Genomic DNA, 22,203 nt, shown 5'->3' on the forward strand with positions numbered 1-22,203 from the left:
GAGACTCTCATCGGCGCTTTCCGGAACCCTGTCGTCCCCGGCTTCTTCCCCGATCCGAGCGTGTGCCGGGTCGGCGGGGACTACTACCTCGCCTGCTCCAGTTTCGAGTACGTGCCGGGTGTGCCGATCCTGCACAGCCGCGACCTCGTGCACTGGCGGCAGATCGGCAACGCGCTGAGCGAGGAGCAGCTCGGGTTCGGCGCACAGGTCCCGGCGTCCGGCGGCGTCTACGCGCCCACGCTTCGGCACCACGACGGCCTGTTCTGGCTGATCACCACGAACGTCTCCGGTGGCGGCAACGTGATCGTCACCGCCACCGATCCGGCCGGCCCGTGGTCCGAGCCGGTCCGGCTGCCCGGCATCACCGCAATCGACCCGGACCTCGCGTGGGACGCGGACGGCAACTGCTGGTGCACGTTCGCCGGGATCGCACAGGCGCGGATCGACCCGAAGACCGGCGAGACGCTTGAGACACCACGGCCGATCTGGTCCGGCACGCCCGGCGCGCAGTACCCCGAGGCGCCGCACCTCTACCGGCGCGGTGACCTGTGGTACCTGTTGATCGCGGAGGGCGGCACCGAGCGCGGGCACGGCATCTCGATCGCCCGCGGACCCCGGCCGGACGGGCCGTTCACGCCCTGCCCGGCCAACCCGATCCTGACCCACCGCAGCACCGACCTGCCCATCCAGAACACCGGCCACGGCGACCTGATCGAGGCGCACGACGGCAGCTGGTGGCTGCTCTTCCTCGGCGCCCGGCCGCGCGGCGGCAGCCCCGGCTACCACGTGCTCGGCCGCGAGACGTTCCTCGCACCGGTCACCTGGGAGGACGACTGGCCGGTGATCGGCCCGGTGGCGCCGGTGACCGAAGGACCCACGCTGCCCGCGTCGCCCTGGCCGGACGAGGACGACCGCGACGACTTCCGTGAGCCGCGCCTGCACCCGCGCTGGATCCAGCCACGCGCCGCGACAGCCCGGCTCGACGTGCGCGACGGCTGGCTGACCGTGCCGGAGGGCGGCTTCTGCGGGCGGCGGCAGCAGCACCTGAGCTGCCGCGTGCAGGCACTGGCCGACGCGGAGCCGGACGCGGCCGGCGGCCTGATGGTGCGACTGGACGAGCGCCACTGGTACGGCGTGCACATCGACGGCGACCAGGTGATCGCGGAGGCCCGGATCGGCCCGCTGCGCCAGGTCCTCGGCATGCACCGCCGCCCAGACGGCCCGGTACTGCTCACAGTCGCGATCGACGGCGCCGGCCCGGACCCGGACTCGCCCACCGACTCACCGGACCTGGTACGGCTCGGCCTGGTCGTGGACGGCATGTTCGTGTCCCTTGCCGACCTGGACGGACGGTACGTGTCGACAGAGGTGGCGGGCGGCTTCACCGGCCGGGTGATCGGCATGTCCTCGATGCGCGGCCACGTCCACTTCGACTGGTTCAGCTACACCGGCTCCGACGCTTGATTTTTGGTCGTCGCTTCGCTCCTCCGGGCTCGACGCCACGGCCGAAGAAAGGCGTTCTCAGGCAGACGAAGAGCGTGTCTGACTGAGAACGACTTTCTTCGGTCGTCCGCGCCTCACGACGTGGTCGTGTTCCGCGCGGGTCGGGAGAAACTGCAGATGAAGAGCGGTGGGCGGGTTGCGTGTCTGGCTGAGAACGGCGTTTGGAGCTCAGGGTGGGGAGCTGCGGACGGGGTGGGCCGTCAGGTGGTGGTGGGGGTGCTGGTGAGGTGGCGGTGGGGGGTGAGGGTGCGTGGGGGGCCGGTGAGGGTGATGTGGGCGGTGTGGCGGATGTCGGTGCTGGAGGCGGCCAGGAGTAGGTGGAGGGCGCCGGGCTCGACGATTCGGTGGCCGTCGCGGGTGGTGAAGCTGGCGAGGTCGGCGGGGACGGTGAAGGTGACGGTTCGGGCCTCGCCGGGGTCGAGCGGGACGCGGGTGTAGCCGACGAGGCGGCGGACCGGCTGGGTCACCTGGGCCACCGGGTCGTGCAGGTAGAGCTGGACGATCTCGGCGCCGGGGCGGTCGCCGGTGTTGAGGACGGTGACCGCGACCGTCGCCTCCCCATCCGTACCCACGATGTGGGGTTGATCCTGGTTTTCCGGGGTCCACTCGAACGTGGTGTAGGACAGGCCGTGGCCGAACGGGAACAGCGGCGTCGGGTCGACGGTGCTCACGTCAGTCCGGTGGCCGAGCAGCGGCGCCAGATAGGTGGACGGCTGGCCGCCGGGGTGGGCGGGGTGGCTGACCGGGAGCCGGCCGGACGGGTTGACCGCGCCGGTGAGCACGCCCGCGACCGCGGCGCCGCCCTCCTCGCCCGGGAAGAATGCCTGCACGACAGCGGCCAAGCGGTCCGCATAGGCACCGAGCGCGTACGGCCGGCCGGAGAGCAGCACCAACACCACCGGCCGCCCGGTGGCGATCAGCAGCTCGAGCAGTTCGGCCTGGCGGCCGGGGAGGCGCAGGTCCGGCACGTCGCAGCCCTCGCCGGAGGTGCCCACGCCGAAGATGCCGGACCTGTCGCCGAGCACGGCCACGATCACGTCCGAGTCCGCCGCGTCGCCGATCGCCGGCTCCTCATCGCCGTCGATCGTGCAGCCCGGGATCGCGGTGCGGCCCAGCGCCTCGGCCAGCGTCGGGATCGGCACGCCGAGCTCCAGACCCGGGTGGTGCGGCCCGACGTGGCGAGGGAACGTGTAGCAGCCGAGCATCCCGGCCGGGTCGTCGGCGAGCGGGCCGACAAGCGCGATCCGGGCATCGGGCGCGAGCGGCAGCACGCCGTCGTTCGCGCAGAGCACCACGGAGCGCTCGGCCAGGGTGCGGGCCAGCGCGCGGGACTCCGGCGGGTCGAGGTCGAGCGGGCCGGCCGGGGGCGCCGGCGTCCAGTCCGGATCGAGCAGGCCCAGCTCGCACTTCTGCGTGAGGACCCGGCCGGCGGCGCGGTCCACGAGCGACTCCGGGATCGTGCCGGCCCGCACCGCGTCGATAAGCGGCGTGCCGTAGCAGCGGATGCCGGGCAGCTCCGTGTCCATGCCGGCGGCCAGCGCAAGCCCGGCAGCGTCCGCGTCGTCGGCGGCGACGTGGTGCAGCATCCGCAGGTGGGAGACGCCGAAGTAGTCGGAGACCACGGTGCCGGTGAAGCCCAGCCGGTCGCGCAGAAGCGTGGTGAGCACGGCAGGGTCGGCCGAGACGGGCATGCCGTCAAGCGCGACGTAGGCGGCCATCACCGAGCGTGCGCCGCCGTCCCGCAGTGCCATCTCGAACGGGGGAAGCAGCACGTCCGCCAGCTCGCGCGGGCCGATCGAGACCGGCCCGAAGTTGCGGCCGGCGGCGGAGGCGGAGTAGCCGATGAAGTGCTTGAGCGTGGCAATCACGCCGGCGCGCTCAAGGCCGCGGACGTACGCCGCGCCGATCGTGCCGACCAGGTACGGATCCTCGCCGATCGTCTCCTCGACGCGACCCCACCGCAGATCGCGTGCCACGTCCACGACCGGGGCGAGCCCCTGGTGCACGCCGACCGAGCGCAGCGACCGGCCGATCTGCCCGGCCATCCGCTCGACAAGCTCCGGGTCGAACGCGGCGCCCCAGGCAAGTGGCGTCGGGTAGACGGTGGCCTGCCAGGTGAGGAAGCCGGTCAGGCACTCCTCGTGCGCGACCGCCGGGATGCCGAGCCGGCTCGCCGCGACGATCTCGGCCTGCAGCGCGGCGAGCGCGGCCGCACCGTCCGCCGGCCCGATCGGCGCGGTGCCGAACGCGCGGGTGATCTGCCCGAGCCCGTTGCGGATCAGCGCTGGCCAGTCCGGCTCGTCGAGCAGCTCGTGCTGGTGCGGCGCCATGTCGCCGTCCGTCGCGGTCGCGCCCATCCAGACGGAGCAGAGCTGCGCGGTCTTCTCCTCAAGCGTCATCGCGGCCAGCAGCGCCGCGACGCGCTCGCCGGTGGGGCGGGACGGGTCCCGCCAGGGCTCGGCCACTGCGGTTGCGGGTCCGGCCGCATCGCCTCGCTCGGTCACGAGCGTCTCCTTCGTAAATTCCGATACATTTCCGGAAGCGCATTTGCCTGGTGGGGTGGTTGAAACGCGCCAAGGTCACTACAAAGTAACGCTTGAAGTCACACATAGACAGGGGTTGACCGAGTGTTTACACGGCCGTACCGTGCGAAACGCCGCGTAAGTTACCGATGATCTTCCGAAAGTTTCGGGCAGTGATGGCAGCTGTGACCCACCGGCGAGACTAGCAAGAAGCTCATCGATGTCTTGTCCTGCCGGGTCCCCGGACGGCCGGCCGCTTCGCCTCCGTGCGGCGGCGTGAGACCGCGCCGCCGTCGGCGGGGGACCGCGTGCCGCAGTCGGCGGGAAGTGGCCGGTTCTGCACCCGTCGCCTGCTAGATCTTGAAGACCGGATCTCGGAGGAGGTGGCCGGATGGAAGCGGCAAAACCCGCGAACGAGGCCGGCCGGCTCGCCGCCCTCCACGACCTGGCGGTGCTGGACACCGACCCCGAGCAGGAGTTCGACGACATCGTCGCGCTCGCGTCACATGTCTGCGGCGTGCCGATGTCGCTTGTCAGCCTGGTCGACGCGGACCGGCAGTGGTTCAAGGCCAAGGTCGGCATGGAGCTGACCGAGACCTCCCGCGAGGTGTCCTTCTGCGCGCACGCGATCCTCGGCAAGGACCTGCTTGTCGTGCCTGACGTGCAGATGGACCGGCGGTTCGCGGACAACCCGATGGCGGTCGGCGACCCCGGCGTGCGCTTCTACGCCGGTGCGCCGCTTGTGACAAGCGACGGCTTCGCGCTCGGCACGCTCTGCGTTGTCGACTCGGAACCCCGGCGGCTCAACCTCGACCAGTTGCAGGCGTTGCGCGCGCTGTCCCGGCAGGTCACCGCGCAACTTGAGCTGCGCCGGTACGCGAAGGCGCTGAACCGGACCGTCTCCCGGCTGCAGGCCATGGAACGGCGCCGGGACGACTTCGCGAACCTGCTGGCCGGCGACCTGCGCGCGCCGCTGCACGAGTTCGGCGCGTACCTGGAGAGCGTCCACGCCGGCCAGGATCCGGACCCGGTGCTGACCGAGGCGCTGGTCCGGACCACCCGGCAGCACCTCGACCCGCTGCGGCAGCTGGTCGCGCACCTGCTGACGCTCGCCGACCCGGAGAACGAGGGCTACGAGTCGCTGCACATGCGCGAGGTCGACCTCACCCAGATCACCGAGCGCGCGGTGCAGGCGGTCCGGCCGATCGCGGCCACCAAGGAGATCTGGATCCTGCACGGCCAGGGCGCGCCGCTGCCGATCTACGCGGACCCGGTCCGGCTCGAACAGGTCTTCATGCACCTGCTCTTCGCGACAGTGAAGTACACGCCGGTCGGCGGCCGGGTGCGGGTGACCACCGAGGGGGAGGGCGGCCCGGCCGTGCGCCTGGACGACCTGGACCAGCCCGACTCGGAGCGGCCCAGCCTCTTCACCCACCTCTACTACAGCGCGATAGCGCAGCTTGACGAGCGCAGCGGCCCGGATCGCGGCCTCTCCGTGGCGAAACGCATCCTCGACGTCCACCACGCCACGCTCGCGCTCACCGACCGGCCGGGCGAGGGCACCTCGATGCGCGTGGTGTTCCCGCCGGTCCCGGCCGCGGTGGAGGCGGTGGCCGGGGCCCGCTGAAGGGCCCCGGACCTCACGCCGGTGTCTTGCCGACCAGCGCGTCGCCGGTGCGCTGCAGCTTGTGCCAGCGCAGCCGGGCGCCGGTAAGCGCGGTCACCGCGGACTGGATCAACACCAGATACATCAGCTGGCGGTACGCGAACTGCTGCAACGGGATCGTCCACAGCGGTCTCATCGACTCGCGGTCGAGCTTGAACGCGACCACCGCGGTCAGCAGCTGCATGATCAGCATGGCGACCCAGGCGATCACGGTGTCGGTGCGGCCCAGGAACAGCAGGCCGTAGAGGGTCAGCAGGTCGATCACCGGAGCGAGCAGCGGCAACGTCACGCCGAACAGTGCCAGGATGGGCAGCCCGACCCGGCCGAACCGGCCCGACGAACCGGACTCGACAAGCGCCTTGCGGTGCTTCCACATCGCCTGCATCGTGCCGTAGGACCAGCGGTACCGCTGCTTCCACAGCTGGCCCAGCGTGGACGGAGCCTCGGTCCAGGCGCGCGCGTTCTCCTCGTACACCACGTGCCAGCCGTTACGCAGGAACGCCATCGTCACGTCGGTGTCCTCGGCGAGCGTCTCGTCGCTCATCCCGCCGGCCTCGCGCAGCGCCTGCCGGCGGAACGCGCCGATCGCGCCCGGCACTGTCGGCATGCAGCGCAGCGTCTCGTAGAGTCGCCGGTCCAGGTTGAAGCCGATCACGTACTCGATGTGCTGCCAGCGGGCCACCAGGCTGTTCCGGTTGCCCACCTTGACGTTGCCGGCCACCGCGCCCACTGCCGGGTCCGCGAACGGCTGCACCAGCTTCCGGATCGAGTCGACCTCGAAGATCGTGTCGCCGTCCACCATCACGATCAGATCGTGGCTGGCGAACGCCACGCCGGTGTTGAGCGCGTTCGGCTTACCGCCGTTCGGAATCCGGACCACCCGCACGTTCGGCAGGCCAAGCCCTTCGGCGATCTTCGCGGTGTCGTCCGACGAGCCGTCGTCGACCACCACCACCTCGATGTGCGGGTAATCGCCACCGGCCAGGGACCGTACCGCCGCCTCGATGCCCTCCTTCTCGTTGTAGGCCGGGACGATCACCGACACCGGGTCGGTCACCTCCGGGCCCCAGCTGAAGCCCTTCGCCCGCCGCTTCCGGGCGTGACGACCAGCAAGAACAAGCATCAGCAGGGTACGGATGAGCGTCAGCGCCCCGGCGATCACGAACAGCACGCCCAGCCCGTCGACAGTGGTGTCCGCGATCCGGATCACCCAGACCAGCGCGGAGCCGCGCCACACCTCGCCGTCCGTGGCCGGCTGCTCGGTCCGCGCGGTCACGTTCCCGGCCGGCGCCGCGGCCTCCATCGCCTTCGTCAGGCCCTCCGAGACGGTGACGAACCGGTACCCGCGCTCCTTCATGGCCGGGATGAACCGGTCAAGCGCGGCCACGGTCTGCGCGCGGTCGCCGCCCGCGTCGTGGAACAGGATGATCGCGCCCTTGGTCCCCTCGGGCGTCGCGTTCGCCACGATCTGCGCCACGCCGGGCCGGGCCCAGTCCTGGCTGTCCGTGTCGTTCAGCACCGACAGGTAGCCCTGCGCGCCGGCCTCCCGGTAGAGCGGCCAGTTCTCGTCGTCGATCGCGTACGCCTTGGACGAGTACGGGAAGCGGATCAGCGAGGTCTTCACACCTGTCGCGCTCGCGATCGCCATCTGCGTCTGCGAGTACTCCACCCGCCGCTGCCAGCCCGGCATCTGCGTCAGATCAGGGTGGGTGAACGTGTGCACGCCCAGCTCGTGGCCCTCCGCAGCGATCTTCCGGAGCAGGTCCGGATGCCGCGCCGCCCCGCTGCCCACCACGAAGAAGGTGGCGTCCACGTCGTGCTTCGCAAGCGACGCCAGTACCTTGCCGGTCCACCACGGGTCCGGGCCGTCGTCGAACGTGAGCGCGATCGTCTTGTCCGGCAGCCGGTACGACTGTGCGCCGCCCTGCGCGGTGTTGATGATCGGGCCGCCCTCGACGATCTCCGCCGGGACGGTGTCCTGTTCGCCGGAGGTCTCGTGCAGCCCGTCCGGAGAGAGCGCGGAACCGGCGTAGGCGCGGACCATGAGCACACTGATCAGCAGCACCAGCAGCGTGAACGCGACGAGCAGACGCGGGCGCGGCTTGATGCGCCGGGCCGGGGTCGCGGTGCGGCGGCGGAGTTGCCTGGCGGTGTCCGAGCGGGGCGGCGTCACTATCACGTGTCGATCTCCGGGCTCTCGTCGTCGGTCTCGGCCGGGTCATCGTCGGCGGTCACGTCCTCGGTGATCTCCTCCGTGATCACCTCGACCGGGGCCGGCGGACGGGCCTCGTCGATCGGGGCGGCGGGGAGGTACTCCGGGGCTGCCGGAGCCGGGGCGGGCGCGGCCGGGGCGGGCGCGACGTAGGTGGGGGGCTGCGCGATTGCGGATTCGGGCTGGGGCTGCGCGACGGCGGGCTGCGGCTGCGTGACGGCGGATTCGGGCTGGGACTGCGTGACCGCGCCGCCCCCGCCGGCACCGCCGGTCGAGGGCTGCTCCACGACGGGGGCCTGGGCGCCGCCGGCACCGCTGCCGCCACCGCCCTGACCCGCGCCGGCGTTACCACTGCCGGAGTTGCCAGCGCCCGTGCCGCCGCCGGTGCCGCCCGTGCCCACGCCTGTGCCACCGCCGCCGGTGCCGCCGCTGTTCGGGCCACTGCCGCTTGCGGGGGTACCGCCGGACTCCGGGACCGGCACGGCGCCTGCGCCACCGCCCGCGCCGCCGTTGCCGCCGTTGCTGCCGCTGCCGACTGGGCCACCGATCGAGATCGACGGGGTCGGCAGGACCGGCGTGGTGGCGCTCGGCGTCGGGGTGACCGGGGTCGGGTCGGCCGGCTTGGACGGTGTCGGCGTCACCACTGCCGACTCGAGCGGCCGCGGCGAAGTGGTCGGCGTCACTGTCGGCTTCACGCCCAGCCCGACGCCGACGGTCTGCGTCGGGACCGGCGGGAGCTGCGGCAGCACGTCCGGCTGCGGGAACGCCTGATAAGGCCCGGCCGTGTTCTGCTGCGGATCGGCGGACCGGATCGGCGTGGCCTCGGTCGGCGACGGCTCCGGCGGGAGGAGGCCGGGCAGCGCGTTCTCAAGCACCTCGGGGAACGGCAGCAGCGCGTGCGGGCTGACCGGGCCGCCGGCCAGGCTGACGCCGACCATTCCGGTGTAGACCATGCAGAGCGCGCCGACCGCGTACGCGAGCCGCCGCACCCGCTTCCGCCGACGGCCGGTCGCGTCGACGAAGACCGGGCCGGCCGACGGTGAATTGATCGGCAGTGCCTCTGTGACGAGCGTGGCGTCGCCGTGGTCGATGGAATCGTCGGGCAACTCCGGAGAATTGATTCTGGTGTAGCCGAGTTCGATGTTCACGGTCTCCGCGTGCGCCATTCCGGCGAGTGGAAGATCGTTCTCTTCGTGCAGGAGCGTGCAGTCGGGCCCCCGGTCCGCGGGGGCGGTGCTGGTGTCGTCGGGGCCGCTGGGGCCGTTCGACCGGTCCGTGGGGGGATCGTGCTGAGTCACCCTGCGAGATTATGAAAAGTGCGGATACAAATCCCTCTCTCGTCACTCGCCCGGATGATGGCCGATCGCATGATGGAATAGACCGAATTGCCGATGAACGCACCGGAAGTGGTATCCGGGGATTTATGAATTGTGATCCCTTAAGCGAGTGACGTGCGGTTCCGGGGTGATTGGCAAAAGGTTACGGCGCGCTGTGCGACGCTTTTCTGTCCGCAAGGCGACTGCGGGAAAAGTCAGCAGGCGCCCGGTTTGCCGGGCCGCGAGGAAGATCCACGGTGGTCCGGGACCGAAAAAATCGACCGTGCGACGCCCGTAATGTCCACTATGGCCGGTTAAACCCAAAAAGGTGATTCATAGCGACGAATCTGTTGACGGCCCACCCGTTGTGCCTGAGTTCGGGTGTGGTTAACATCGTTGGTGCGCGCTCCTATCGCCCGCTTCCCCCGTGGCAGGCGATCGGAGCGCGCCCTTATTTTCGGCGTCCCCTTCATTTCAGGCCCTTACATTAAAGAACCTTTACGGTTCGTATTGTCGGCCGTTCAGGGGTCATCTGCTCGGAAGATCAACTTTTCTGCGGCGTACTGTCGCGTCCTATTCATCGCGGTTGACACCCTCGTGCGCCGGATGAAGGCTCATCAACACCGGCGGCGGCAACGGGGGGCACTCTGCTCTCACGGTGGGGTCCGGCCCGAAATTTCGGGCCGGCACGGGGACGCAGAGCGCGCGGCTCGACCGGCCATAGAAGATCTGGGGCTCATCCGGATCCGGATGAGCCCCAGGTCGCACGCATTTCCGGCGGAACCGCAGGCACGGCCTACAGGACCGCTCGTAGTGCCGGCGGAACCACACGTATTGCCTGCAGGACCGCACGCGTGCCTGCGGGACCGCCCACGTAGCAGGCGATCCCCCGTGCCGCCGGTCAGATCCAGCGGCTGCCCAGCCACATGCGCGCGGACCAGTCGGCGTACGGGATGGGCTCGCCCACGAAGACCGGGTAGAAGTACCAGAAGCAGACCGCCACCAGGATCAGGTACACGCCGAGCACCACCGCGCCGATCTTCCGCCGTTCAAGCGTCAGCTCCGGATCGGCGCGCTGCGTGGCGAACGTGGGCGTCATGATCGCGCCGAGCACGTAGACCACGGCCAGCACGAAGAACGGCACCGACGGCAGGATGTAGAACGAGAACATCGTTCGGCCCTCGGCCACCGCGAAGTAGAACCACGGCGCGAAGTTCGCCGCGGCGCCGAGCAGGATGAACAGCGCCCGCCAGTCGCGCCGCGCGATGCCGAACCAGATGAGCGCAAGCGTCGCCGGGATGAACGACCACCACAGGATCGGCGTGCCGAGCAGCAGCACCTCGGACGCGCAGGACGGCGCGCCGCACGGCAGGTCGCTCGACCAGAAGAACGCCACCGGGCGGCCCAGCAGCAGCCACTGCCACGGCCACGACTGGTAGGGATGCTTCGTCACCAGCTGGTTGTGGAAGTCGAACGCCTGCGTGTGGTAGTGCCACAGGTTGATCAGCGCGCCGATCACCGGCGGCTCCGCGCGGCCGCTGTCCGACAGCCAGTGCCGGAAGTAGCCGTCGTCAGTGGCCAGCCAGCCGGCCCAGGTGGCCAGGTAGGTCAGGAAGATGATCACCGCGGCGATCAGGCTCCAGCCGAACGCGGCCGGGAGCGACTTCAGGTACCCCCAGCGGATGCCGGCCGTGCGTTGCGCACCGCCCTCCCAGAGCCAGACCAGCAGGAAGAAGGCGGGCAGTACGTACAGCGCGCTCCACTTGACGCCGACCGCGCAGCCGAGCATCAGTGCCGAGACCAGCCGCCACCACGGCACACCGCCCGGGAATGCGAACACCACCCGGCCGGTCGCCTGCACCCGGCCCTGCGCGATCGCGCCGAGCCAGCGCCGCCGTCTGTGGTCCCGGTCCAGCACCAGTGCGGCGAACGCGGCCAGGATGAACAGCTGCAGGAAGATGTCGAGAAGTGACGTCCGGGACATCACCAGGTGGAAGCCGTCAAGCGCGAGCAGCAGGCCGGCCGCGCAGCCGAGGATCACGGACCCGAACAGGCGGATCGCCAGCCGGGTCAGGATCAGCACGGAGAGGATGCCGGCCACGGCCGCGGAGATCCGCCAGCCGAACTCGTTGTTGCCGAAGACCGCCTCGCCCAGCGCGATCACCCACTTGCCCAGCGGGGGATGCACCACGTACGCCGGGCCGCCGGACTTCTCGTCCCACTCGATGCCGCGGGAGAGCATGTCGTACGCGTCGGTGGCGTAGTAGACCTCGTCGAAGACCAGGCCCTTCGGCTCGGCGAGCCCGACCAGGCGGAGCAGCGCGGCGATCGCCACCACGAAGCCCGTCGCCAGCCAGGAGTAGCCGTCGAACCTGTCGTCCCACGGAATCAGCCGCCGCCGGACGATGGCCGGGACATCGCCGGCGCCGTCCGCGGCCGGGGGGATGGCCTGCTTGATCGCGGGGGACGCGAGGCCGTCTGTCTGCGCTGTTGCCGCCGAGGTCACCGGACGATCGTAGGCTGCGTGGACGGTCGAGGGGGTAACCCGCCCCCACTTCCGATCGATGGTCGACGGGATTCTGAGGTGAGCTTGTGGTTGACGGCGGACGGCTGATCTTGGTGGGAGCGCCGTTGGGGAACATCGGCGACGCCTCCACGCGCCTGCGTGAGGCGCTGGGATCCGCGGACGTGGTGGCGGCGGAGGACACCCGGCGCCTGGCCCGGCTGGCCCGGGACCTGGACGTGACGGTCTCCGGGCGCGTCGTCTCCTACTTCGAGGGGAACGAGGAGCGGCGTACCCCCGAGCTTGTGGAGATGTTGCGCGGCGGCGCCGTGGTGGCGATCGTGACGGACGGCGGCATGCCAAGCGTGTCCGACCCGGGCTACCGGCTGGTCCGGGCCGCGCTTGACGCCGGCTTCCCGGTGACCGCGGCGCCGGGGCCGAGCGCGGTCACCACCGCACTGGCACTGTCCGGGCTGCCCAGCGACAGGTTCTGCTTCGAGGGCTTCCTGCCACGCTCCGGGTCCGCGCGCCGATCGCGGCTGCGTGAGTTGGCGCAGGAGCCCCGCACGCTTGTCTTCTTCGAGGCGCCGCACCGCATCTCGGACACGCTGGCCGACCTGTCCGCGGTCTTCGGCACGGACCGTGAGGCCGCGGTGTGCCGCGAACTGACCAAGACCTATGAGGAGGTACGCCGCGGCGGGCTGGCCGCGCTTGCCGAGTGGTCCGCGGCGTCCGCACCCCGGGGCGAGATCACGGTCGTGGTCGCGGGCGCGGTGCCGACCGCTGCCGACCGCCCCTCGGACGAGCAGCTCAAGGCCGAGGTGGCGGAGGAGGAGGCGACCGGCGTGTCCCGCCGGGACGCGGTCACCGCGGTGGCCACGCTGCACGGCCTGCGCCGCCGGGAGGTCTACAACCTGGTGGTGTGAGGGTTACCAGGCGGCGATGAGGAAGCCGAGGGTGAGCGTGAGCGGGCCGCCGAGGCTGAGCAGGACGGCCTGGGTGCGGTTGCGGCGGGTCTCCAGCCGGGTGGCGCCGGTGGCCCAGGCGATGCCGAGGCCGCACAGGAACACCAGCGTCAGGCCGAGCGACCAGCGCAGGTGCAGGCCGAGGCCGCCGAAGCTGGCGTGTGCGCGCCCGGCGTGCCGGTCGACCATCCGGGCCGGGAGCCGGCTGCCCTCGGCCCGGCTTCCGGACGGCACGCCGAGCACGGCGACGTCCGCGACGGTGAAGTCGCGGCCGGCGAACGTGCCCTGGCAGCGCTGGACAAGCGTGGGGCCGGAGCAGTTCGCGATGGTCACGGTGCCGGGGGTGCCGTGGCCGACCGCGAGCCAGAGCGGCTCCGCGCTGACCCAGCCGAAGAACGCGGCAAGCAGCGCGAGCAGCACCAGGAGCGGGAGGCTTGTGGCCGGGTTGCGGGGGAGCCGGTCCGCGGGGCGGGGCGGCGCGACCACCGGTGCGTCGTAGCCGGCCGGGCGGCCCATCCGCATCGAGGGTGCGGGCCACTCGGCGTACTGGACCGGCCGTGGCTCGGGGGCCGGGTCGAGCCAGGTGGCCCGCTCACGCGGCGCGGCGACAATGGGCGGGTCGGCGGCGGCCACGGGTGGAGCGGGAACGGCCGCGGGGGAGACCGGCTGGGCCGGGGCGGACGCGGGCGTGATGTTGGTGTGCCCGGTCAGGATCTCGAAACCGGCCTGGCTCTCGGTGCCGAGCTCGGCGTCCGCGCTGGACAGCGGCGTGCTTCCGGCGGGCGCGTCCGCATCGGCCGCGGGCAGGCCGTCCGACCGGCCGTGGCGGGGGCGGCGGATGATCGGGATGCTCTCCGTGTCGCGGTTCCGGGCCGGGTCCACGGGCTCACCGGGCGGCGGCGACTCCGAGAGGTGCGGCGACTCCGGGCGGTGCGGCGACTCCGGGCGGTGCGGCGACTCCGAGAGGTGCGGGGGCTCCGGGCGGTGCGGCGGCAGCGGGAGCGTGTGCCGGACCTCCGGGGGTGGTGCCGGGGGCGTGACGGGGGCGGCCTCCTCCCGTACCGGCGAAGGGGTTTGGGGTTGATCGTGGTTCGAGGTACCCGTCACAGTCCCATTTGACTACGGATAGTGGTCGAATGTGTGCATATCGTGGTGCGTGTCGTGTCGGCGCCGCACGGGTCAATCGGTTCGCGGTGCGGCCGGGTGGGTCACTACAGTTGACTGCTATGAGTCACGTTCTCGCGGCGGTTGCCTGGCCATATGCCAACGGCCCGCGCCACATCGGTCACGTTTCCGGCTTTGGGGTGCCCTCCGACGTCTTCAGCCGGTACATGCGGATGGCCGGTCACGACGTGCTCATGGTGTCGGGGACAGACGAGCACGGCACGCCGATCCAGGTCCAGGCGGACAACGAGGGCGTCACGCCGCGCGAGCTCGCCGACCGGTACAACCGGGTGATCGTGGAGGATCTGCGCGGCCTCGGGCTCTCCTACGACCTGTTCACCCGTACCACCACGCGTAACCACTACGCGGTGGTGCAGGAGGTCTTCGAGGGGCTGCACAAGAACGGCTACATCATCTCGAAGACCACACTGGGCGCGATCTCGCCGTCCACCGGCCGCACGCTTCCGGACCGCTACATCGAGGGCACCTGCCCGATCTGCGGGTACGACGGCGCGCGCGGCGACCAGTGCGACAACTGCGGCAACCAGCTCGATCCGTCCGATCTGATCAACCCGCGGTCGAGGATCAACGGCGAGACGCCGACGTTCGTCGAGACCGAGCACTTCTTCCTGGACCTGCCCGGCTTCGTGCAGGCGCTGAACGCCTGGCTGGACACCCGCGACGGCTGGCGGCCGAACGTGCTGCGGTTCTCCAAGAACCTCATCGACGACCTGCAGCCGCGCGCGATCACCCGCGACCTGGAGTGGGGCGTGCCGATCCCGCTCGCCGACTGGAAGGACCGCAACGACAAGCGGATCTACGTCTGGTTCGACGCGGTGATCGGCTACCTGTCCGCCTCGGTGGAGTGGGCGCGCCGCACCGGCGACCCGGAGGCGTGGCGCCGCTGGTGGTCCGCGGACGGCGAGGGCAAGGACGCGTCCGCGTTCTACTTCATGGGCAAGGACAACATCGTCTTCCACTCGGTGATCTGGCCGGCACTGCTGCTCGGCTACTCCGGCGAGGGCGACCGTGGCGGCGAGCCCGGCTCCTACGGCCGGCTGAACCTGCCGACCGAGGTGGTCTCCAGCGAGTACCTGACCATGGAGGGGAAGAAGTTCTCCTCGTCCCGGTCCGTGGTGATCTACGTGCGCGACTTCCTTGAGCGCTACGACGCGGACGCGCTGCGGTACTTCATCGCGGCCGCCGGCCCGGAGAGTAACGACACGGACTTCACCTGGGCCGAGTTCCTCAGGCGCAACAACGACGAGCTGGTCGCAGGCTGGGGCAACCTGGTCAACAGGTCCGTCTCGATGGCGGCGAAGAACTTCGGGGTGATTCCACCGGCGCTCGATCTCACGGATGAGGACACCGCGCTGCTGGCGACTGTCCGCGGCGGGTTCACGTCCGTCGGCGAGCTGCTCGGCAAGCACCGGCAGAAGGCCGCGATCGGCGAGGCGATGCGGATCGTGGCCGAGGTCAACAAATACCTCTCCGACCAGGCCCCGTGGAAGCTGAAGGCGGAGGAGGACAAGCCGCGCCAGGGCACCATCCTGCACGTGGCGCTGCAGGCGGTGAGCGACTGCAACAGGCTGCTCACGCCGTTCCTGCCGCACTCGGCTCAGAAGATCCACGAGCTTCTCGGGGGTACGGGCGTGCACGCGCCCCAGCCGCGCATCGAGGAGGTCGAGGATCTCGACGGCGGGCCGTCCTACCCGATCCTCACCGGCGACTACACGGTCGGCGCGCGGTGGGAGCCGGCCGACATCGTGGCCGGCACCGCGCTGGCCGCGCCGAAGCCGGTCTTCCGCAAGCTCGACCCGTCCATCGTCGAGGAGGAGCTGGGCCGCCTCGAGGGGTGAGACTCACGCCGGCGGGTAGGGCACCGTCACGGTCTCGTGATCGGTCAGCTCGCCCGCCGGCGCCCACACCTCGTGGATGCCGCGCTCGTAGCACTGCGCGCCGAGCGTGGCAATGGAGTCCGCGTCCGGCCGGGCCAGGCGCAGCCGCGTCCAGCCGGAGTCGGTGTGCAGCACCTGGCAGTAGACGCCCCGCCAGCGGGCGAACGCGGCACGGCGGCTGGTGTTCTTCACCGGGTAGCGGGCGGCGCGCGTCATCGCCAGCACCCGGAAGCCGCCGGGCAGGTCGGCTATCGCCTCGTACTCCCGCTCGCCGTAGGTGCCGACTAGGAGCGTGGACCGCACGGCGTCGCCGACCGGCAGGTACTCCTGGTCCGGCGGGATCTCCGGCACGCCGGTGACCAGGTGCCGCCACTGCGGGCCGACCATCCGCAGCCAGCCGCGCTGCTCCGGCTGGTAGGTGTAGAGCACCACCTCGGCGCCCTCGGCCGTGTAGGCGATAAGCGCCGCGTTCGCAGGCATCGGCAGGTCGGCCAGGTCCTTCGTGACGAACTCGGGGATCAGGTGCCGCTCGCTCGGCGTGAAGCCGGTGCCGAGGACCGGCGCGCCGATCCGGTCGTGCGGCGGCACGGTGCGCAGCCCGGCCTGCCCGTCGCCGATCGGGATCTCGTAGTCGTCAGGCGAGTTGGCCCGCCAGCGGAGCGCGTAGATCACGTCGGGTACGCCGCGGCCCGCGTCGCCGTCCGTGCGCAGCAGCGCCAGGTCGGCGGGGGTACGCAGGTGGGCGATGTCGTACTCCCGGTAGCAGAAGCCGTAGGGCAGCCAGCCGCGCAGGTAGCCGGCGAGCTGGTGCGGGGAGAGCACCTTGATCATCCGGGTGCCGCGCCGGATCGCGGCGGTGCGGCGGATGCCGGCAAGCATCGGATCGTCCCGGTACGACGGGGACTGTGACGCCTTGTGCACCTCCGCCCAGGGGATGCCCCGGGACAGCGGGACCATCAGCGGCGTGTCAAGCGGGTCCTCCGGCGTGCCGTCGCCGAGCACGCCGAGCCCCGGCTGCGCGTGGCCGCCGACGCTGACGCCCTCCACCTCGGAGGCATGCACGAACCTGTGGTATGGCGCGGGGGCGCTGCTGCGCGAGACCCGCCGGAACCCGTCCGCGTCGACGGCGCTGAACAGCTCGAAGGCGGCGCCACGGGCGATCTGCTCGGCCGGATAGAAGGATCCCTTGAAGCTGATGCGAAGGCCCGCCGGAGCGTCGTTGGCGTTACGGGCCTCGGGGAACACGCTCACCCGCCGCAACCTACTGTCGCACGGTAGCCGGTCGGTGAACGGAAGATTGACGTGAGCAAGGTTCCTCGTTCTGCCACGGGGAGGTCGCTGACCAGCGGATAGTGTTTCCATGGAGACCGCGGCGCGAATTACACACGATGCGTTGACGGACCTCACCTTCGCGCTGATGGCCGCTTGCACGCGCGTGGAGTCGGTCCTCGACGTCGCCACCGAGGCCGCCACCCGGCTCGTCGGGGACGGCGGCGGCATCCGGCTGGTCCGGGACGACGGCCGGTTCGGGCCGATGACCGTCCAGCACCGGACGCATGACGGCCCGGAGATGCTCGGCGAGTTCCTCGGCGGTTTCAGCGACCGGGTCGACCAGAGCCACCTGAACCGGCTCCGGGCCGGCGTCACGATCGTGTTCAGCTCCATGGCCCAGCAGGAGTTCCAGCAGCTCGCCCCGCCGCAGCACTGGACGAACCCGGCCGGCGCGCGGATCAGCGCGGTACTCGCCTGCCCGCTGATGGCGGACGGCGTGTTCCTCGGCTATCTCGCGCTCGCCCGTACCACGCCGGACGCCACCTACGCCGACGCCGACGTGGAGACGGCCCGGAGGATCGCTGAGCACACCGCCGTCGCGCTTACCGCCGCGCGCTCGGTCGCGCGGCTGCGCGCGTCCGAGGACCGCTACCGGAACATCGTCGAGACCACGCTTGACGGCGTCTGGCAGTTCGACCGGGACGGCGTGACCACGTTCGCGAACACCCAGATGGCCCGCATGCTCGGGCTGGAACGCGAGGATCTGCTCGGCCTGTCGGTCCGCGGTTTCCTTGACAACAACGGGCAGCAGCGGCTGGCCCGGCGCCTGGAGGAACGGCAGAAGGGCCGCTCCGAGGTGTACGAGTGCCGCCTGATCCGGGCCGACGGCACCGCACTCTGGGTGCAGATGTCCGCCGCGCCGCTGAGCCAGGACGGCGAGACCGTCGGCTCGCTCGCGCTCGTCACCGACATCACCGAGCGGATCGCGGCCCGGGACATGCAGCGCCAGCTCGACCAGCTGCGCCGGGTGGACAGCCTGGGCCAGCTGGCCGGCGGCATCGCGCACGACTTCAACAACCTGCTGACAGTGATCGCCGGCTCGGCCGAGGTGCTTGCCTCGGACGCGGAGCCGGACTCCGACGTGGAGGCGATGTCCCAGTCGATCATGCGGGCCGCGGCAAGCGGCGCCGCGCTCACCCACCAGCTGCTCGCGTTCGGCCGGCGCAGTCCGAACGCGCACACCGTCTCCGTGCCGGAGCTGCTTGACGGCGCCCGCGACCTGCTGACCCGCGCGCTCGGCGAGCATATCGACCTGCGCGTCAAGATCGACGATGATCTGTGGGCCGTGCAGGCGGACCGCGGCGAGCTGGAGCAGGCGCTGGCGAACCTGGCGGGCAACGCGCGGGACGCGATGGGCAAGGGCGGCCGGCTCACCATCGAGGCGCACAACACCGAGATCGACCCGGGCGGGCTGGAGGACGCGCAGGCGTCCGGCCGGTTCGTGGTGCTGGCCGTCTCGGACACCGGAAGCGGCATGGACGAGGAGACCCGGTCGCACGCGTTCGAGCCGTTCTTCACCACGAAGAAGGCGCGCGGCGCGGCCGGACTCGGGCTGGCCACTGTCTACGGCATCGTGCACAACAGCGGCGGCCACATCCGGCTCGTCTCCGACCCGGGCATCGGCACCACAGTGAAGATCTTCCTGCCGGCCAAGGAGGCCACCGAGGAGCCGCCGGTTCTGCCGCCTGTGGAGAACCTGCGCGGCCAGGGGCACGTGCTTGTCGTCGAGGACCAGCCGGAGCTGGCCCAGCTGGTCCGGTACCTGCTGCAGCCGGCCGGGTACACGGTCACGGTCGCCACCGACCCGGCCGCGGCCGTCTCGCACCTGCACGCGGGTGCCCGGCCGGACCTGCTGCTCACCGACGTGGTGATGCCCGGCATGACCGGCTCGGAGCTGGCCAAGGAGATGCGCGCGCTCTACCCGGACCTGCGGGTGTTGTTCATGTCCGGGTACACGGCAGGCGTGCTCAACCCGCGCGGGCACCTGGACGAGGACAGCACGCTGATCCAGAAGCCGTTCAACCGGGAGAGCCTGCTCACGGCGGTGGCGAAGGCGCTCGGCGCGCGGAGGTAGCGCCGGCGTCGCGTCCTCCGGAGGCGGGTGCGGCGTCTGGCGTGGATGTCCGGGCCGCGCTTCGCCCGGGTTAGCCTGTGCGGCGATGACTAGTCGCGAGAAGACCAGTGCCCGCCGGATGGGCGAGTTCCCCGAGGCGCCGGAGCCGCTGACGGTCCCGGTGATCGACAGCCACACCCACCTGGACATCACGGTGCATGAGGCGGGCGTGCCCGGCTCCGCCGGAGGTGCCGGTATGCCCGGCTCCGCCGAGGCCGGGGACCCGGTGCAGCGGCTGGTGGACGCCGCCGCCTCGGTGGGCGTCGACCGGCTGGTGCAGGTCGGTGTGGACGTGGCCTCCTCCCGGTGGGGCGCGGAGCTGGCCGCGAAGCACAGGTCCGTGCTGGCCGCCGTGGCGCTGCACCCGAACGACGCGCCCCGGCTGGGTGCCGGGCTGGACGCGGCGCTGCGGGAGATCGAGGCGCTGGCCGCGCAGGACCGGGTGCGCGCGATCGGCGAGACCGGGCTCGACACGTTCCGGACCGGGGAGCAGGGGCGGGCCGCGCAGGAGGAGAGTTTCCGCGCGCACATCGGCTTCGCCAAGCGGTACGGCAAGGCGCTCATGATCCACGACCGGGACGCGCATGCGGACGTGCTTCGCGTGCTTGACGCCGAGGGCGCGCCGGACACTGTGGTGCTGCACTGCTTCTCCGGCGACGAGGAGTTCGCGGCCGAGTGTGTGCGCCGCGGCTACCTGCTCAGCTTCGCCGGGACCGTGACGTTCAAGAACGCGGAGCACCTGCGCGCGGCGGCCCGGATCACGCCGCCGGAGCACCTGCTCGTGGAGACGGACGCGCCGTATCTGACGCCGTCGCCGTACCGGGGGCGGCCCAACGCGTCGTACCTGATCCCACTGACCATGCGCGTGCTCGCCGAGACCACCGGCCGCGACCTGGACGGGCTGTGCGCCGCGGTGTCCGCGAACGGGGAGCGGGCGTTCGGCCCCTGGGGGTAGGGCCGCACGCTCAGACCCAGCCGGGGTGCCGCGCGGGCGGGACGGCGCGGGCGCGTACGTACAGCTCGCGCTGTGCGCCGGGGTCGGACATCGCCCGCCGGCACCAGGCGCGGATGTGCCACCACGGCTCGTTGTCGAAGTACACCTGGTCCACCACGAACGACACGGTGGCGATCAGCGCGCCGACGCCGAACCGGTAGTCCTGCTCGCGGAGGTGCAGCGTCTCGCCCACGATCGGCTCGGCCGGGGCCGGGCGGCGGGCGTGCGGGGTCACCATGCGGCCCGCCCCGGCCGCCGGGTGCGGCACCAGCCGAGGAACCGGGCTCCGGCGCGGGCGCGGGCGCACTCCACGACCGGCCGGTCCCGCGCGAAGCGGTCCAGGTACGTAGCCATCAGCATGGCGAGTGCGACGCGGTTCCGGCGGTAGTCGCGCAACGCCGTCCACTTGTAGGTGTCACACGGCCATTCGCACCGGCAGCGCGCGCACTGCCAGCCCACATCCGGAATGTGCCGGACGCCCGGCAGCCCGGTCGCCGGCGGGTGAGTAGAAAATTCATTCATCTTGTCCGCCCCGGCCCGTGGGCGCTTGAAGAGAATAGAACTCGCCGCACACCGGACAAACGTGAATCCCCACATCTTCGCTCGAACGACACCGCGCACCTCCCGGACTGGCACGAACGGGGCAGCGTCGCTTCCCCGTCGCTGTGCCGCCCGGCCGCGGCAGTGGACGTCGGCGGCCCGAGACCGGGCCGCGCCGTCCAATCATTTGGGCTAAGGACCGACGGTGCAATATTCCATGGCCTGAAATCGTCCTCTGCCATTGACTTTCGCCTTGATCGGTCGGTAGGCATTCCATGACGGAAGTCCGAGCATTCCATGAGCGGAGGACAGTGCGTGGACGCCGAGCCGGGATCGACGGTCCCCCGCCGTCAGCTGGGCAGATATCTGCGGCGCCTGCGAGAGCAGGCCGGGGTCACGGTCAAGGCCGCCGCCGCTGAGCTGGAGTGTTCCATCCAGAAGCTGTGGCGGATCGAGAAGGGCGCGGTGCCGGTGCGCGGCGCCGACGTGAAGGTGCTCTGCCAGCGGTACGGCGCGTCGGCGGAGATGACTGAGGCCCTGGTCGCGCTGGCCAGGGAGACCAAGGCCAAGGGTTGGTGGCACTCGTACGGCGACGTGGTGCCGCGCTGGTTCGAGATGTACGTGGGCATGGAGGCCGCCGCGTCCCGCCTGCGGATGTACGAGCCGTCCCTGGTCCCGGGCCTGCTCCAGTCGAGCGGTTACGCGGACGCGGCGATCCGGGCCGACCAGCCCGGGATGAGCGACGAGGACCGTCGCAAGCGGGTCGAGCTGCGGGCGGAGCGGCAGGCGCTGCTCGCCAGGCCGTTCCCGGAGCCGCCGACGCTCGAGGCGATCGTCGAGGAGACGGTGCTGCGCCGCGACCCGGGTCCGCCCGGCGTGCTGGCACGGCAGCTGGCGTACCTCCAGAAGGCCGGCGAGCAACCGCACATATCCATCCGCATCCTCCCGCTCTCCGGAGGTCTGCATCGCGCGTCCGCGGCGGGTGCTTTCACGATTCTGGAATTTCCATCCGAGGGAAATGAGCGAAGAGAACCTCCAACGGTCTACAGCGAATCACTCACAGGGGCGATCTATCTCGATAAAAGCCAAGAGATAGCCGCCTATGAAGAAGTTTGGGTTAGCCTTACCGCATCGGCGCTGAGTGAGAGTGATTCAGCGGTCTTGATCGACAGACTTATAGGGGAGTTGAATCGCAGTGATTGACTCGTCGAGCGCTCGCTGGCGCAAGTCAAGCCGGAGTGGTGCGAACCAATGCGTCGAGGTCGCGGACAACCTCGGTGCCTTCATCGCCGTCCGTGACTCCAAGGAACCGGCCGGTGCGGTGCTGGCCTTCTCGCCCGGCTCGTGGCGCGCCTTCACCTCAAGCCTCAGGGACCCGCGCTAGTGTTCTGTCTCGTAAATAGGTAGTCGGTTGGTACGGTGGCGGTTGTGAATCGTGCCGCCGCGCCTTTGGTGCTTGATCCGGGTCAGCGTGA

At 70.9% G+C, this 22,203-nt stretch carries 16 protein-coding genes; 8 read left to right on the forward strand and 8 right to left on the reverse strand.

Going from position 1 to position 22,203, the window contains the following annotated elements; all coding sequences use genetic code 11:
• The first annotated feature begins 9 nt into the window (after positions 1-9).
• A complete protein-coding gene (locus ACIA8K_RS13760) occupies positions 10-1,464 on the forward strand; it encodes a family 43 glycosylhydrolase (protein WP_396058533.1) in 1,455 nt (484 codons plus the stop codon).
• A 239-nt stretch (positions 1,465-1,703) separates the two neighbouring features.
• Here the strand turns inward: ACIA8K_RS13760 and ACIA8K_RS13765 are convergent, their stop codons facing one another.
• The gene (locus ACIA8K_RS13765) at positions 1,704-4,007 is read right to left on the reverse strand and encodes a glycoside hydrolase family 3 N-terminal domain-containing protein (protein WP_396058474.1); all 2,304 of its coding nucleotides are present in this window, start codon (positions 4,005-4,007) and stop codon (positions 1,704-1,706) included.
• 409 nt (positions 4,008-4,416) lie between these two features.
• Between ACIA8K_RS13765 and ACIA8K_RS13770 the strand changes: the two genes are divergently transcribed.
• The gene (locus tag ACIA8K_RS13770) at positions 4,417-5,652 is read left to right on the forward strand and encodes a GAF domain-containing protein (RefSeq protein WP_396058476.1); all 1,236 of its coding nucleotides are present in this window, start codon (positions 4,417-4,419) and stop codon (positions 5,650-5,652) included.
• 13 nt (positions 5,653-5,665) lie between these two features.
• On the opposite strand, the gene ACIA8K_RS13775 is transcribed toward ACIA8K_RS13770, so the two are convergent.
• From ACIA8K_RS13775 to ACIA8K_RS13785, 3 genes are all read right to left on the reverse strand, one after another.
• Positions 5,666-7,864 carry a bifunctional polysaccharide deacetylase/glycosyltransferase family 2 protein gene (locus tag ACIA8K_RS13775; protein WP_396058535.1) on the reverse strand — a complete coding sequence of 733 codons (2,199 nt, stop codon included), beginning with the start codon at positions 7,862-7,864 and terminating at the stop codon, positions 5,666-5,668.
• Between the two features lie 2 nt (positions 7,865-7,866).
• Positions 7,867-9,201 carry a hypothetical protein gene (locus ACIA8K_RS13780; protein ID WP_396058478.1) on the reverse strand — a complete coding sequence of 445 codons (1,335 nt, stop codon included), beginning with the start codon at positions 9,199-9,201 and terminating at the stop codon, positions 7,867-7,869.
• A 919-nt stretch (positions 9,202-10,120) separates the two neighbouring features.
• A complete protein-coding gene (locus tag ACIA8K_RS13785) occupies positions 10,121-11,725 on the reverse strand; it encodes a dolichyl-phosphate-mannose--protein mannosyltransferase (RefSeq protein ID WP_396058480.1) in 1,605 nt (534 codons plus the stop codon).
• Between the two features lie 86 nt (positions 11,726-11,811).
• On the opposite strand from ACIA8K_RS13785, the gene rsmI reads away from it, so the two are divergent.
• Entirely contained in the window at positions 11,812-12,648 is an 837-nt protein-coding gene (gene rsmI / locus ACIA8K_RS13790; protein WP_396058482.1) for a 16S rRNA (cytidine(1402)-2'-O)-methyltransferase, read from the forward strand.
• 3 nt (positions 12,649-12,651) lie between these two features.
• Here the strand turns inward: rsmI and ACIA8K_RS13795 are convergent, their stop codons facing one another.
• Positions 12,652-13,794: a hypothetical protein gene (locus ACIA8K_RS13795; protein WP_396058484.1), complete on the reverse strand. Its 1,143-nt coding sequence runs from the start codon at positions 13,792-13,794 to the stop codon at positions 12,652-12,654.
• Between the two features lie 119 nt (positions 13,795-13,913).
• Here ACIA8K_RS13795 and metG point away from each other — a divergent pair, with 119 nt between their 5' ends.
• The gene (gene metG / locus ACIA8K_RS13800; RefSeq protein WP_396058486.1) at positions 13,914-15,710 is read left to right on the forward strand and encodes a methionine--tRNA ligase; all 1,797 of its coding nucleotides are present in this window, start codon (positions 13,914-13,916) and stop codon (positions 15,708-15,710) included.
• 3 nt (positions 15,711-15,713) lie between these two features.
• Here the strand turns inward: metG and ACIA8K_RS13805 are convergent, their stop codons facing one another.
• A complete protein-coding gene (locus ACIA8K_RS13805) occupies positions 15,714-17,000 on the reverse strand; it encodes a hypothetical protein (protein ID WP_396058488.1) in 1,287 nt (428 codons plus the stop codon).
• Positions 17,001-17,142: 142 nt separating this feature from the next.
• Here ACIA8K_RS13805 and ACIA8K_RS13810 point away from each other — a divergent pair, with 142 nt between their 5' ends.
• Both ACIA8K_RS13810 and ACIA8K_RS13815 read left to right on the forward strand, forming a co-directional pair.
• The gene (locus ACIA8K_RS13810) at positions 17,143-19,155 is read left to right on the forward strand and encodes a PAS domain S-box protein (protein ID WP_396058490.1); all 2,013 of its coding nucleotides are present in this window, start codon (positions 17,143-17,145) and stop codon (positions 19,153-19,155) included.
• An 85-nt stretch (positions 19,156-19,240) separates the two neighbouring features.
• Complete coding sequence (locus tag ACIA8K_RS13815; protein WP_396058492.1) at positions 19,241-20,149, forward strand: TatD family hydrolase; 909 nt, start codon at positions 19,241-19,243, stop codon at positions 20,147-20,149.
• Between the two features lie 10 nt (positions 20,150-20,159).
• On the opposite strand, the gene ACIA8K_RS13820 is transcribed toward ACIA8K_RS13815, so the two are convergent.
• Both ACIA8K_RS13820 and ACIA8K_RS13825 read right to left on the reverse strand, forming a co-directional pair.
• Positions 20,160-20,426: a hypothetical protein gene (locus tag ACIA8K_RS13820; RefSeq protein ID WP_396058494.1), complete on the reverse strand. Its 267-nt coding sequence runs from the start codon at positions 20,424-20,426 to the stop codon at positions 20,160-20,162.
• Positions 20,420-20,710, reverse strand: coding sequence for a hypothetical protein (locus ACIA8K_RS13825; RefSeq protein ID WP_396058496.1), 291 nt, complete (start codon positions 20,708-20,710; stop codon positions 20,420-20,422). The genes ACIA8K_RS13820 and ACIA8K_RS13825 overlap by 7 nt, the downstream gene beginning before the upstream one ends.
• 333 nt (positions 20,711-21,043) lie before the next feature.
• On the opposite strand from ACIA8K_RS13825, the gene ACIA8K_RS13830 reads away from it, so the two are divergent.
• Together ACIA8K_RS13830 and ACIA8K_RS13835 are read left to right on the forward strand one after the other, a co-directional pair.
• The gene (locus ACIA8K_RS13830; RefSeq protein WP_396058497.1) at positions 21,044-21,931 is read left to right on the forward strand and encodes a helix-turn-helix domain-containing protein; all 888 of its coding nucleotides are present in this window, start codon (positions 21,044-21,046) and stop codon (positions 21,929-21,931) included.
• Positions 21,927-22,112: a DUF397 domain-containing protein gene (locus ACIA8K_RS13835; RefSeq protein WP_396058537.1), complete on the forward strand. Its 186-nt coding sequence runs from the start codon at positions 21,927-21,929 to the stop codon at positions 22,110-22,112. Before ACIA8K_RS13830 ends, ACIA8K_RS13835 begins: the two co-directional genes overlap by 5 nt.
• Positions 22,113-22,203: the final 91 nt, after the last annotated feature.

The sequence above is a fragment of the Catenuloplanes sp. NPDC051500 genome (assembly GCF_044454585.1).
GTDB lineage: Bacteria > Actinomycetota > Actinomycetes > Mycobacteriales > Micromonosporaceae > Catenuloplanes.

Coding starts and splice junctions, on each gene's coding strand:
- ACIA8K_RS13770 (WP_396058476.1), top strand. CDS start 4,417: ATGGAAGCGGCAAAACCCGCGAACGAGGCCGGCCGGCTCGCCGCCCTC.
- metG (WP_396058486.1), top strand. CDS start 13,914: ATGAGTCACGTTCTCGCGGCGGTTGCCTGGCCATATGCCAACGGCCCG.
- ACIA8K_RS13815 (WP_396058492.1), top strand. CDS start 19,241: ATGACTAGTCGCGAGAAGACCAGTGCCCGCCGGATGGGCGAGTTCCCC.
- ACIA8K_RS13820 (WP_396058494.1), bottom strand. CDS start 20,426: ATGGTGACCCCGCACGCCCGCCGCCCGGCCCCGGCCGAGCCGATCGTG.
- ACIA8K_RS13825 (WP_396058496.1), bottom strand. CDS start 20,710: ATGAATGAATTTTCTACTCACCCGCCGGCGACCGGGCTGCCGGGCGTC.